This is a genomic window from Gordonia sp. QH-12 (genome assembly GCF_001578675.1).
Lineage (GTDB): Bacteria > Actinomycetota > Actinomycetes > Mycobacteriales > Mycobacteriaceae > Gordonia > Gordonia sihwensis.
Window position 1 is genome coordinate 121,399 of sequence record NZ_KQ969290.1, and the last position, 13,790, is coordinate 135,188.

General features: G+C 66.7%; 7 protein-coding genes. 1 reads left to right on the forward strand and 6 read right to left on the reverse strand.

Annotated elements, in window-relative coordinates; all coding sequences use genetic code 11:
* Positions 1–7 precede the first annotated feature (7 nt).
* Entirely contained in the window at positions 8–2,506 is a 2,499-nt protein-coding gene (locus Y710_RS10020; protein ID WP_156479438.1) for a hypothetical protein, read from the reverse strand.
* Between the two features lie 278 nt (positions 2,507–2,784).
* Between Y710_RS10020 and Y710_RS10025 the strand changes: the two genes are divergently transcribed.
* Complete coding sequence (locus Y710_RS10025; RefSeq protein WP_062367412.1) at positions 2,785–3,747, forward strand: alpha/beta hydrolase; 963 nt, start codon at positions 2,785–2,787, stop codon at positions 3,745–3,747.
* Between the two features lie 13 nt (positions 3,748–3,760).
* Here the strand turns inward: Y710_RS10025 and Y710_RS10030 are convergent, their stop codons facing one another.
* The 5 genes from Y710_RS10030 to Y710_RS10050 form a co-directional block, all read right to left on the reverse strand.
* Complete coding sequence (locus tag Y710_RS10030; RefSeq protein WP_045536598.1) at positions 3,761–4,207, reverse strand: SRPBCC domain-containing protein; 447 nt, start codon at positions 4,205–4,207, stop codon at positions 3,761–3,763.
* A gap of 107 nt (positions 4,208–4,314) precedes the next feature.
* Positions 4,315–8,271 carry a DNA-directed RNA polymerase subunit beta' gene (locus Y710_RS10035; protein WP_062367413.1) on the reverse strand — a complete coding sequence of 1,319 codons (3,957 nt, stop codon included), beginning with the start codon at positions 8,269–8,271 and terminating at the stop codon, positions 4,315–4,317.
* 37 nt (positions 8,272–8,308) lie between these two features.
* Complete coding sequence (locus tag Y710_RS10040; RefSeq protein WP_006894410.1) at positions 8,309–11,809, reverse strand: DNA-directed RNA polymerase subunit beta; 3,501 nt, start codon at positions 11,807–11,809, stop codon at positions 8,309–8,311.
* Positions 11,810–12,128: 319 nt separating this feature from the next.
* Positions 12,129–12,893 (reverse strand): hypothetical protein, encoded by a 765-nt coding sequence (locus Y710_RS10045; protein ID WP_062367414.1) that lies wholly within the window; start codon positions 12,891–12,893, stop codon positions 12,129–12,131.
* Positions 12,893–13,783: a hypothetical protein gene (locus Y710_RS10050; RefSeq protein ID WP_062367415.1), complete on the reverse strand. Its 891-nt coding sequence runs from the start codon at positions 13,781–13,783 to the stop codon at positions 12,893–12,895. Before Y710_RS10050 ends, Y710_RS10045 begins: the two co-directional genes overlap by 1 nt.
* Between the last annotated feature and the right edge of the window lie 7 nt (positions 13,784–13,790).

Genomic DNA, 13,790 nt, shown 5'->3' on the forward strand with positions numbered 1-13,790 from the left:
GGGCGGATCAGCCCGCGAGGGCGGGCTCGGTGGCGGAAGTCTCCGGCGCGGGCTGGTCGCTCGCAGGGGTCTCGCTCGCAGGCGTCTCGGCGGCGGGCTCCTCAGACGGCGAATCCTGGGTCGGCGTTTCCTGGGACGGCGCGGGCGCGACGATCTCGATCGGGGCCGGCTCCGGAGCCGGGTTGACGATCATCGGAGGCAGATTCGTCGACGGTTCGCCGACGACCGCGTCGTCGAGCGCACGCTCGGGAGCGGAGGTGGTGACCGCGGCGAGGGTCGCCGTGTCGTCATCCTGCGTCGGCTCGGCAGGACTCCCCGGCCCTGTCGGCCCTGTCTGCTTCGCAGTGAGCCCGTCGATCAGGTTCTTGGCGAACTTCACGTCGTCGCCGATCGTGACAGTGTTCAGGTAGTTGCGCAGTGTCCCGATGGGATCGAAGGGGTTGTCGAGGCTCAGGGTGCCGAGTCCGAACGGATTGTCCACCTGCACCAGGCTGATCTTCGGCAGTAGGCCGGCGTGCGCACCCTGAGTGATCCTCGTGATCTGCGGCAGTCCGATCAGGTTCGGGCGAGTGCTGCCGTTCACCTCCACCGGCGGGAAGAACACGATCTGGTGTCCGAGCCATTCCACGGTGATCGGGTTGCGCAGTCCGTAATCACTGGTCAGCCAGTGCGCGGTGACGGTCCGCTCCACCACCGGATCGAGGATCGGCGCACCGGACTCATCGGTGGCCTGCTCCATCAGCTGCTTGCCGTCGGGACCGAGCTTGGGCTTCTTCACCGACCTGGTCTTGGTCTCGGTCTTCTGCTCGCCGGTCTCCTCGTCGATGACGGGAGCGCCGGTCTCGTCGACGACCGGCGCCTGGTACTCCTCATTGACCCACTCGTACACGCCGACCATCCGCGGCGCGGTCTTGACCCGCATCACCTGCTTGCCGTCGGCATCGAGCTTCGGGGTCACCCCGTCGGCCTCGAACACCGGTTCCTTGGCGTACACCGTCTGCACGTCCTTGGTGAACCGCACGAAGTCCTTGGCGAACTTGATCCGGTCCTCGCCGGACATCAACGCCTTGAGCATGTCGGCCACGAACGGAGTGTCCATCATCGAGCCGAGGTCGCCGTCGCCCGACAGCAGCGGTGCCATCTGCTTCAGCAGCGCATCGTTGCCGAAGAGCAACGACGTGACGTCGGTCAGTCCCCACTGCTCCTGGCGGTGACCGCCGTCGGTGACCGGACGCAGATCCTTGTAGTAGTCGAACGTGCCGAGGGCGTTGGTACACGAACCGAGGCCCTCCGCCGTCGCCCGCGTCTGGAAGCCGAAGCAGGCCACCTCCTTCAGACCCGGCAGGTTGCCGTTGATGCCGTCGACCAGATCGAGCATTCCGGCGGCGTCGGCCCCGGCCTCACCCGCGAGGCTGGAGTCGAGCAGACCCGCATTGCGCAGCTGGGTGAAGTCGAGTTCCTGTCCGAACCAGGTGAACTTGATGTCGCTGGTGTCCATGTTCACCGCGGACGCGAGACCCAGCTGCGACTGCGCGGTCGACGTCCGCCCGTGATCGGCGCCGGCGAGCGCTACCGCCAGCGCGTTGGCGGTCTGCGCGAGCGCAGTTCCCCCGCGCATCGACAGCGCGACGTTGATGCCGTCGCCGACGATGGTGGAACTGCCGATCGGCTTCACCGGAGCAGGCAGATCCTGCGGCTGGGTGTAGTCGTACTTGTGGTTGGTCAGGTATTCGGCGAGCTTGAGCGCCTCGGTGCGCTTCTCGAGATTGAGATCCTCGCCCTTGGTGACCTTCGTACCGCCGACGAAGAGGCAGCCGCCCAGCACCGTGTTCTTGATCGATCCGTCGTTCTGGAGGCATCCGTCCTTCGCCGCCCTGTTCACCGGCAGGGCCGCGTCGCGCTGGATCTCGGCGTAGGTCTTGTACTTGTCGAACGCGCCCGGATCGACCCTCGGCATGCCCAGCGCGGAGGCAGCGCCCTTCACGAAGTCCCTGCCGAGGGTGACGCCGCCGAGGATCTCGAGCAGGTTCCGCTCCCCCATCCGGTACTTGACGACGAGCAGGTTGATGTCGTCACCGAGGTCGAGCACCATGTTCTCGGCCGCCTGGCCGACCTCGAGAGTCTCGGGCAGCACCAACGCGACGCCCGTTCCGTTGGAGCCCTTGCAGTCCGCGATCGCCTGCGGCGGGGCCGCCGGATCGAACTCCGTGCTCTTCGACGAGTCCGGACCGGTCGCGAGCGCACCCGTCCGGCACATCTCGACGAATTGGGAGACCATCGGATCGTCGAGCATGCCGAGGATCGCGTTCGGGTCCAGATCGCCCAGCCCGGCGATCGCGGTGGTCGAGGTCTCCGCGAAGGCGTGACCCGCGGGAGCCATGGCCGCACCTGCACCCAGAGCCGCGACGGCTCCCACCGCAGCGATCCCCTTCTTCAGCCGGCGTCGGCGCGCGCCTTCGGCGCGATCGAGTGCGCGGCGCTGCGCACGGTTCATGGGCTCAGTCACAGTTCTTCTCCAGAAGGGGGCGGATCTCTTCGCAAATCGGTCGAATCATAATTCGTGCCAGATTCCGGGTTCGTTTCGGCTGAACGGACGACGTGGCACGAATCTGACTTCGCCCAGGTCGAGGTGGCACAAATCCATTCCTCGCGAACGCACGCCGGCGACGGGGGCCGAGTCTCGCGACTCTATCGATTCAGAAACGACCGGCTTTGCCGGTTTCCCATCCGTCACACCCGTCTCGTACGGTGCCCTGTATGGCAGGAACTCGCACTACTCGACGCATGCCCTGGATCGCACGCCTCGCGATCATCGCCCTCGCCGGCACGATGGCGCTCCTGGTGCTGCCCGCCGCTCCGGCCGATGCGGCGCCCCGCGTGACCGCGGAACAACGGATCAGTGCCACCGTCAGCCTGATCTCGGTGTACTCGCCGTCGATGCATCGCACGATCCGCGCGCACGTGTTGCATCCCGCCGGACGGCCGAGCGGACTTCCGACTTTCTACATGCTGCCGGGCGCCGGCGGTGCCGAGGACGGGATCTCCTGGTACAACAACACACCGGTTCGCCGGTTCTTCGCCGATAAGCGCACCAATGTGGTCCTGCCGATCGGCGGACGGTTCTCGATGATGACCGACTGGATCTCCGACGACCCGATCCTCGGCCGCAACAAGTGGCAGACCTTCGTCAACCGGGAGCTCCCCGCAGCGGTGAACCGAGCCTTCCGCACCAACGGAGTCAGCGCACTCTCGGGTGTCTCCATGTCCGCCGGTCCGGCACTCGACCTCGCGACGCAGGCGCCCGGAAAGTACCGCGCCGTGGCCGCGTACAGCGGCTGTCCCGGCGCCGCCGATCCGCTCGGCACCATCGCGGCCACGGCGATCGTCGCCCGCGGCGGCGGCAACGTGCTCAATATGTGGGGACCTCCCGGCGGCCCGGCCTGGCGTGCCCACGATCCAGTGCTCAATGCCGCCAAGCTGCGCGGCACCGCCGTCTACCTGTCGGCGGGTTCGGGCCTGCCCGGTCCCGTCGACGGTGATCCGCTGCGCACCGGCGGCGGGCTCGTCGGCGGCAACATCATGGAGGCCATCGCGCTGCGGTGCACCACGAATATGGCCGACCGGCTGAGCGCCCTGGGTATCCCGCACACCTTCGTGCACCGGCCCGACGGCGTCCACACCTGGGGCCTGTTCTACGCCGACCTTCGCAATTCATGGCCGATGATCGCGCGCGCGATCGGCGCCTGAGCGCACGCCGCGCTCATTCCCGGGCGAGTTCCTCCGCACGTGGCGCCAGAGCCCGCGTCACGGAAGCGAACTTCGCGACGAGCTCCTTGCCGAACAGCAGCTTGACGATGCCCGACGCCGGGCCGGTGATCTCGAAGTGCGACTCGTACCGGCTGCGTCCGTCGCCGAGGTCCACCACGGTGTGCCTGCGCAGGCTGCGCACCGCGCCGAACGGCGCGGGCTTCATCCGATAGGAGAACGACCGGCCCTCGTCGACGGCGTCGATGTACTCACGCGTCCGCTTCAGCCCGCCCGGACCGAGCCGGAAGCGCATGTCGATCGGATCGCCCGGCCGCAGGGTGGATCGGCACTCCACCTGGAAGGGATTCCATTCGCCGTACGCATCGAAGTCGGTCAGCACCTGCCACACCACGGCGGCGGGAGCGTCGATGTCGATCGAACTGTCGGTGATCAGAGCCATGCGGCCATCGTAGAACACGTTCTAAATCGGCGGCGTTCGCCGGGTCGAGGCACGATACGACGAGGGTCCCGCCTCCGGATGGAGACGGGACCCTGCGTTCGGTCGGATCAGCGGAAGTCGCTGCCGAAGCCGTAGTCGTCCAGCGGAACGGCGGCACCGCTCGGGGCACCGAAGGTGCCGTCCGGGCTGTAGTAGGTGTCGTCGTAGGTCGGCAGGGCGTACGCCGCTGCGCGGGCCTCCTCGGTCGGCTGGACCTCGATGTTGCGGTAGCGGTTGATACCGGTACCGGCCGGGATCAGCTTACCGATGATCACGTTCTCCTTGAGGCCGACGAGCTTGTCGCTGCGGTTGTTGATCGCCGCATCGGTCAGCACGCGGGTGGTCTCCTGGAACGACGCCGCCGACAGCCACGAATCGGTGGCCAGCGAGGCCTTCGTGATGCCCATGAGGACCGGTCGGCCGGCAGCCGGCTCCCCGCCCTCGGCGACGACGGCCCGGTTGGCCGCCTCGAACTCGGCGCGCTCGGTGAGCGAACCGGGCAGGAACTCGGTGGCGCCGGAGTCGATGATCGTCACACGGCGCAGCATCTGGCGGACGATCGTCTCCACGTGCTTGTCGTGGATCGACACACCCTGGCTCCGGTACACCTCCTGGACCTCGTTGACCAGGTGGATCTGCACCTGACGCGGGCCCATCACGCGGAGCACCTCGTGCGGATCGGCAGCGCCCTCGAGGAGCTGCTGACCGACCTCGACGTGATCGCCGTCGGCCAGCAGACGCTCGCTGCCGTCCTCGTGGCGGAACACGCGCAGACGCTGACGCTTCGACAGCTTGTCGTACACGACCTCGTCGCTCCCGTCGTCCGGGATGATCGTGATCTTGTAGAACCGGTCGTCGTCCTCCATGCGGACCCGGCCCGAGACCTCGGCGATCGGGGCCTTGCCCTTGGGGACACGGGCTTCGAACAGCTCGGTGACTCGCGGCAGACCACCGGTGATGTCGTCACCGACGCCACCCTGGTGGAAGGTACGCATCGTCAGCTGCGTGCCGGGCTCACCGATCGACTGCGCCGCGATGATGCCGACGGCCTCGCCGATGTCGACGAGCTTGCCGGTGGCCATCGAACGGCCGTAGCAGTGCGCGCACACGCCGGTGCCGGTGGCACAGGTCAGGACCGAACGGACCTTGACCTCGGAGATGCCTGCCGCGAGGAGAGCCTCGATGGCCGGATCGCCCAGGTCGTGCCCGCGCTCCACCACGACGTTTCCGTCCGCGTCGACCGCATCGGCCGCGAGCGTACGGGCGTACGCCGAGGTCTCGACGTGGGCGTCGCGGATGATGCTGCTGTCCGGCTGCTTCTCGCCGAGCGGCACAACGATGCCGCGCTCGGTGCCGCAGTCGGTCTCGCGGACGATGACGTCCTGCGACACGTCCACCAGACGACGGGTCAGGTAGCCCGAGTCGGCCGTACGCAGTGCCGTGTCCGCCAGACCCTTACGAGCGCCGTGCGTGTTGATGAAGTACTCGGCAACGGTCAGGCCCTCGCGGAACGAGGACTTGATCGGGCGCGGGATGAACTCACCCTTCGGGTTCGTCACCAGGCCCTTCATACCCGACAGGTTGCGGACCTGGGTCATGTTGCCCGTGGCACCCGACTTCGGGATCATCGTGATCGGGTTGTCGTCGGGGTAGTAGTCCTCGAGCGCCTTACCGACCTCTTCGGTGGCCTGCTTCCAGATCTCGACCAGGGCGTCGCGACGCTCGTCGGGGGTAAGACCACCGCGCTGGAACTTGCGCTCCAGACCGTCGGCCCGCTCCTCGTAGCGCTCCAGGATCTCTGCCTTGGCCGGCGGCACCAGAACGTCCGACATCGAGACGGTGACGCCCGAGCGGGTGGCCCAGTAGAAGCCCACGTCCTTCAGCTTGTCGACGGTCTGCGCGACGACGATCATCGGGTAGCGCTCGGCGAGATCGTTGATGATCACGGCCTGACGCTTCTTCGGCATCTGCTCGTCGATGAACGGGTAGTCGCGCGGCAGCAGCTCGTTGAACAGCACACGTCCCAGGGTGGTGACGGTCTCCCACGGCTGACCACGGGTCCAGCCCTCCGGGAACAGCTCCGCCTCCACGTCGGCGGGCGGACGCTGGTCGGTCAGCCGCACCTTGATGCGCGACTGGATGGTCAGCGCACCGCGGTCGACGGCCATGATGGCCTCGGCCGGGCTCGAGTAGACGCCGCGCTCCACGTCGCCGTCCGTGGCACCGGTGTACTCGCCGGTCAGACCGTCCTTCTGGGTGGTCAGGTAGTACAGGCCGGTCACCATGTCCAGACGCGGCATGGCCAGCGGGCGGCCCGATGCCGGCGACAGGATGTTGTTCGAGGACAGCATCAGGATGCGGGCCTCGGCCTGCGCCTCCGCGGACAGCGGCAGGTGCACGGCCATCTGGTCACCGTCGAAGTCGGCGTTGAACGCCTCACAGACCAGCGGGTGCAGCTGGATGGCCTTGCCCTCCACCAGCTGCGGCTCGAAGGCCTGGATGCCGAGTCGGTGCAGCGTCGGCGCACGGTTCAGCAGAACCGGGTGCTCGGCGATGACCTCTTCGAGGACATCCCAGACGGCGGGGCGCTGACGCTCCACCATGCGCTTGGCCGACTTGATGTTCTGGGCCTGGTTGAGATCCACCAGACGCTTCATCACGAAGGGCTTGAACAGTTCCAGAGCCATCAGCTTCGGCAGGCCGCACTGATGCAGCTTGAGCTGCGGGCCGACGACGATGACGCTTCGGCCCGAGTAGTCGACGCGCTTGCCGAGCAGGTTCTGACGGAATCGGCCCTGCTTGCCCTTGAGCAGATCGCTCAGGGACTTCAGCGGGCGGTTGCCCGGCCCGGTGACCGGACGGCCGCGACGGCCGTTGTCGAACAGCGCGTCCACCGACTCCTGCAGCATCCGCTTCTCGTTGTTGACGATGATCTCGGGAGCACCGAGGTCGATCAGTCGCTTGAGACGGTTGTTGCGGTTGATGACACGGCGGTACAGATCGTTCAGATCGGAGGTCGCGAAGCGGCCACCGTCGAGCTGAACCATCGGGCGCAGTTCCGGCGGGATCACCGGCACGGCGTCGAGCACCATCGCCTGGGGCGAGTTGCCGGACTGCTGGAACGCCGCCACGACCTTCAGCCGCTTCAGCGCGCGCAGCTTCTTCTGGCCCTTGCCGCTGCGGATCGTCTCGCGCAGCGACTCGGCCTCGGCCTCGATGTCGAAGTTCTCGAGCAGCTTCTTGATGGCCTCGGCGCCCATCGAGCCGGTGAAGTACTCGCCGAAACGGTCCTCGAGCTCGCGGTACAGACGCTCGTCGACGATCAGATCGCCCGGGGTGAGCTTGGTGAACTTGTCCCAGATCTCGTCGAGAGCCTCGACCTCGCGGTTCGCGTGGTCACGCATGCGCTTGAGCTCACGCTCGGCGGCGTCGCGGACCTTGCGCTTGGCGTCGGCCTTGGCGCCCTCGGCCTCGAGCTCGGCCAGATCGGCCTCGAGCTTCTGCTGACGCTCGGCGAGAGCGGCCTCGAGATCGTCGAGGATCGCCTTGCGCTCCACACCGATCTCGGCCTCGCGGGTCGAGAGCTCGGCGTGACGCAGCTCGTCGTCGACGGCGGTGATCACGTAGGCGGCGAAGTAGATGATCTTCTCGAGATCCTTCGGCGCCAGGTCGAGCAGGTAGCCCAGCCGGCTCGGCACACCCTTGAAGTACCAGATGTGCGTGACCGGAGCGGCCAGCTCGATGTGGCCCATGCGCTCACGGCGCACCTTGGCCTTGGTCACCTCGACGCCGCAGCGCTCACAGATGATGCCCTTGAAGCGCACGCGCTTGTACTTGCCGCAGTAGCACTCCCAGTCGCGAGTCGGTCCGAAGATCTTCTCGCAGAACAGGCCGTCCTTCTCGGGCTTGAGCGTGCGGTAGTTGATGGTCTCCGGCTTCTTGACCTCACCGTACGACCAGTTGTGGATGTCGTCGGCCGTCGCAAGGCCGATCTTCAGTTCGTCGAAAAAGTTGACGTCGAGCACTAGTTGCCTTTCAGTGTCTCTTCTAGTCAGGTGAGGATCAGTTGGCGAGATCGTCGACCGTGGCGGACTCGTTGCGCGACAGGTTGATGCCAAGGTTGGCAGCAGCGCGCTCGAGGTCCTCGTCGTCGGTGTCGCTCATCTCGATGGCGGTGCCCTCGCTGGAGAGGACCTCCACGTTGAGGCACAGCGACTGGAGCTCCTTCAGGAGCACCTTGAACGACTCCGGGATGCCCGGCTCGGGGATGTTCTCGCCCTTGACGATGGCCTCGTACACCTTCACGCGGCCGACGACGTCGTCCGACTTGATGGTCAGCAGCTCCTGCAGGGTGTAGGCGGCGCCGTAGGCCTGCATCGCCCAGCACTCCATCTCACCGAAGCGCTGGCCGCCGAACTGGGCCTTACCGCCGAGCGGCTGCTGGGTGATCATCGAGTACGGACCGGTGGAACGCGCGTGGATCTTGTCGTCCACCAGGTGGTGCAGCTTGATGATGTACATGTAGCCGACCGAGACCGGGTACGGGAAGGGCTCGCCGGAACGACCGTCGAACAGCGTCGCCTTGCCGTCCGGACCCACCATGACCTCACCGTCGCGGTTCGGCAGGGTGGAACCGAGCAGACCCGCGAGCTCGTCGTCCTTCGCACCGTCGAACACCGGGGTCGCGGTGTTCGTGTTCGGCGGAGCCGAGTGCATCGCCTCGGGCAGGCGCTTGGCCCACTCCTCCTCGAGCTTCTCCGTGTCGATGTTCCAGCCGGCCTTCGACACCCAGCCGAGGTGGGTCTCGAGGATCTGGCCGATGTTCATACGACGCGGAACACCGTGGGTGTTCAGGATGATGTCGACCGGGGTGCCGTCGGGCAGGAACGGCATGTCCTCCTGCGGGAGGATCTTGCCGATGACGCCCTTGTTGCCGTGGCGGCCGGCCAGCTTGTCGCCGTCCTGGATCTTGCGCTTCTGCGCCACGTAGACGCGGACCAACTCGTTGACGCCGGGCGCCAGGTCGTCGTCCTCGTCGCGGCTGAACGTGCGGACACCGATGACCTTGCCGGTCTCGCCGTGCGGCACCTTCAGCGAGGTGTCGCGGACCTCGCGAGCCTTCTCACCGAAGATCGCGCGCAGCAGGCGCTCCTCCGGGGTGAGCTCGGTCTCGCCCTTCGGCGTGACCTTGCCGACCAGGATGTCGCCGTCGCGGACCTCGGCACCGATGCGGACGATGCCGCGCTCGTCGAGATCGGCCAGCACCTCGTCGGAGACGTTCGGGATGTCCCGGGTGATCTCCTCGGCACCGAGCTTGGTGTCGCGGGCGTCGATCTCATGCTCCTCGATGTGAATCGAGGTGAGCACGTCCTCTTCCACGAGGCGCTGCGACAGGATGATCGCGTCCTCGTAGTTGTGGCCCTCCCACGGCATGATCGCCACGAGCAGGTTCTTGCCCAGCGCCATCTCGCCCTGGTCGGTGCAGGGGCCGTCGGCCAGGACCTGACCGGCCTCCACCCGCTGACCCTCGTCGACGATCGGCACCTGGTTGGCGCACGTGCCGTGGTTGCTGCGCTCGAACTTGCGCAGACGGTAGCTGTCGCGCGTTCCGTCGTCGGCCATCACCGTGATGAAGTCGGCGGAGACCTCCTCCACGACACCGGTCTTGCCGGTGACGATCACGTCGCCGGCGTCGACCGCCGCACGCAGCTCCATGCCGGTGCCGACCAGCGGCGCCTCGCTGCGGACCAGCGGCACCGCCTGGCGCTGCATGTTGGCGCCCATCAGCGCACGGTTGGCGTCGTCGTGCTCGAGGAACGGGATCATCGCGGTGGCGACCGACACCATCTGGCGCGGCGACACGTCGAGGTACTCGACCGACTTGGCCGGAACGAACTCCACCTCGGCGCCCTTGATGCGGACCAGGACGCGCTCGTCGGTGATGGTGCCGTCGGCGTCGTAGTTGGTGTTGGCCTGACCGATCAGGTAGCGATCCTCCTCATCGGCGGTCATGTACTCGATCTCGTCGGTCAGCACACCGTCGACCACCTTGCGGTACGGGGTCTCGATGAAGCCGAACGGATTCACCCGCGCGTACACCGAGAGCGAACCGATCAGACCGATGTTCGGACCCTCGGGGGTCTCGATCGGGCACATGCGGCCGTAGTGCGAGGGGTGCACGTCGCGGACCTCGAGGCCGGCGCGCTCACGCGACAGACCGCCCGGACCCAGCGCCGAGAGACGACGCTTGTGCGTCAGCCCCGACAGCGGGTTGTTCTGGTCCATGAACTGCGACAGCTGGCTGGTTCCGAAGAACTCCTTGATGGCCGCGACCACGGGGCGGATGTTGATCAGCGTCTGCGGGGTGATCGCCTCGGCGTCCTGGGTGGTCATGCGCTCACGCACCACCCGCTCCATACGCGACAGGCCCACGCGGATCTGGTTCTGGATCAGCTCACCCACGGTGCGGAGCCGGCGGTTGCCGAAGTGGTCGATGTCGTCGACCTCGACCGGCACCTCGACGCCGCCCGGGACGGTCATCATGGTGGTGATGTTGGGGTCGGCCTCGTGCAGGCGCACCAGGTACTCGACCGTGGCGATGATGTCCTCGGTGGTCAGCGTGGACTCGCCGACCATCGGGTTCGCCGTGAGGCCGAGCTTCTTGTTGATCTTGTAGCGGCCGACGCGAGCGAGGTCGTAGCGCTTCTCCTTGAAGAACAGGTTCTCCAGCAGGCTCTCCGCGGACTCCTTGGTCGGGGGCTCACCCGGACGCAGCTTGCGGTAGACCTCGAGCAGGGCCTCGTCCTGATTGGTGGTCGCGTCCTTCTCCAGGGTCGACATCATGATCTCGGAGAAGCCGAAGCGTTCGGCGATGTCCTCGTTGGTCATGCCGAGTGCCTTGAGCAGGATGGTGACCGGCTGACGACGCTTGCGGTCGATGCGGACACCCACGGTGTCGCGCTTGTCGACGTCGAACTCCAACCAGGCGCCGCGGCCCGGGATCACCTTCACCGAGTGCAGCGTCTTCTCGGTGGTCTTGTCGATCGTGGAGTCGAAGTAGACGCCGGGGCTGCGGACCAGCTGGCTCACCACGACACGCTCGGTGCCGTTGATGATGAAGCTGCCCTTGTCGGTCATGATCGGGAAGTCGCCCATGAAGACGGTCTGCGACTTGATCTCACCGGTGTTGTTGTTGATGAACTCCGCGGTGACGAACAACGGCGCCGCGTAGGTCATGTCCTTGTCCTTGCACTCATCGATCGAGGCCTTGACCTCGTCGAAGTGCGGATCAGAGAACGACAGCGACATCGAGGACGAGAAGTCTTCGATCGGCGAGAGTTCGCGGAGGACTTCCTCGAGTCCGCCGACCGGGTTCTCCTCACCCCGTGCAATCGCCTTTGCGCGCCACTCGGGCGTACCCACAAGCCATTCGAACGAGTCGAGCTGCAGATCCAGCAGACCCGGAACCTCGAGCGGCTCGTCGATCTTGGCGAAGGAAGCGCGGTGCGGCGCGCCCGGGATGATTCCCGCTGTGGTTGAGGTGGACTGGCGGTCGAGTGCCAAGATGCGTCCTTCCAACACGAAGTTTCTCGGTGCGTGGCCATGGTGGCCTGCGGTGGTCGTGCGACCTGCACAAACATCACACCCGAGAACCGTCCCCGGAGGGAGGGCTGGAAGGATGATCGATCAGCGGACAGGAGGCAGCCAGCGCAACGTCCAACTGTATCAGATATCTATGGCAATGGGTATACCCCTGCCGGAGAATGATTGTCGACGGCTGCCTACCTGGAGACAATCAACTTGTGACAGCGTGACGTGCCGAGGCTGTCACGTCAAGCGAAACGCGCCGAATCGGTCAGAAAAGCCTGTTCAGCGCCCTCGATCAGAACTGTCCGACTTCGCTGATCTTCCAATTCCCGCCATCGTCCTTGGTCAAGGTGTACTGGACATGCGGCACCTGGGAGTCGGCGATCACGCCGTCCCGCGAGGTGCTCACGATCAGTGTGCCGACCACCACCGCGCGATCATCGGTGAGGTCCGACAGGCCGAGAGCGTCGATCTGGCACTCCGACGCCGTCTTGGACTGTTCGATGACACTGCGGTTCGTCTTCAAGAAGGTCTCGAACTGGTCGAGCGCTCCACCGGTGAAGGTGTCGCGGGTGGACGCGGCCCACTGGTCGAGCTTCTTGTAGTCGAACTGGAAGGGCGCGCACGCGCCGGCCCGCGCCTGGCTGAGCACCTTGTCGGTCTCGCGCTGGTCGACGAACGCACGGTTGTCGCTCACGGTGACACCGGGGTGGAATGCGAGGACGGTGGCGATGACGCCGAGTACGACGGCGACGGCCCCGGTGATCGCCGCGAGCCGGAGTGTCGACGAGGTGTCGCGCGGGGGGCGCCCCTGGTTCAGGGCAGCGGCGGCGGCCTCTTCCCGGGCCGCCTTCTCCGCGGCCACCTGGCGCTTGCGCTCCACGCCGGACACGGTGGTTCCGGCGGTGTCGACGGGCTCGGTAGGGACCGTCGAGTGCTGCATCTGCGCGTCTGTGTCGGCCTGCACCGGCCTCGATACCGTGACGCGCGGCGCCGCGCGGCCCGCGACCTTCGGTGTCCGCTTTCCGGATCCGGGCTTGTTCGGACGTCCGCCGGCCATCAGTTTCCACCCTCCTGCGGCTGCGAGTCCTGCGACTGGTCCGCGGTGCCCTGGCCGGGCGCGGTCGACACCCCGGAGCCGGTGTCGGTGTAGTCGATCGGGTTCAGCGCGACCACCTTGGTCGCCTTACGCACACCGTCGACGTCGACCATCGTCAGGAGGAAGCCCATCTGTTGCTGCGCGACGGGCTGATTGGGGATCGTCGATGCGACGTTCGCGAACACCAGAACGGTGGCGGTGTCGTCGTCGGTGCTCAGCTCCGTGGTGGCGCTGCGCGTGATACGCGACTCGAGTTTGCCGACCTGTCCCCCGGAGGCCGCGACACGCTGCTCGACGTCGGCCACGACGCCGGTGTTCACCTGCTTGAGGGCATCTCCGGTGAGCGACGACTCCAGACGCTTCTTCCAGCCCGCGGTGTCCTTGGGGTCCACCGCGGTGATGTTGAGGACGGCCTGCTCGGCCGCATCGACCGACTCGTTGCGGAGCTGATCGGCCTCCGAGTCGACCGTGTATGCGCGGATCCCCGTGTAGCCGAAGTATCCGAGACACACCACCGCAGCGATGAGTGCCGCGACGGCGGCAGCCAGTGCCAAGGAGGCGATGGGCGACCGCGCGGACGCGTCGTCGGTGTCGGCCTCCTCGGTGCCGCTGGACCACCGGGACCAGAACCGCAGGGAACGCTTCGGCGCGGCTGCGTCGTCCTCGGCAGCGTCGTCCGCAGCAGCATCGTCGACGTCTGCCTCAGCGGTCTCCACCTCAGCGGTCTCTGCCTCAGCGGACTTCACCTCGACGGTGTCCGCCTCAGCGGATTCGGACGCGACGGGAGGCTCGGCGGACGTCGCGGCGTCCACCGGTTCGTCCTGCGGCTGGCTGGTGTCTTCGTGTGTCATCGAGCGC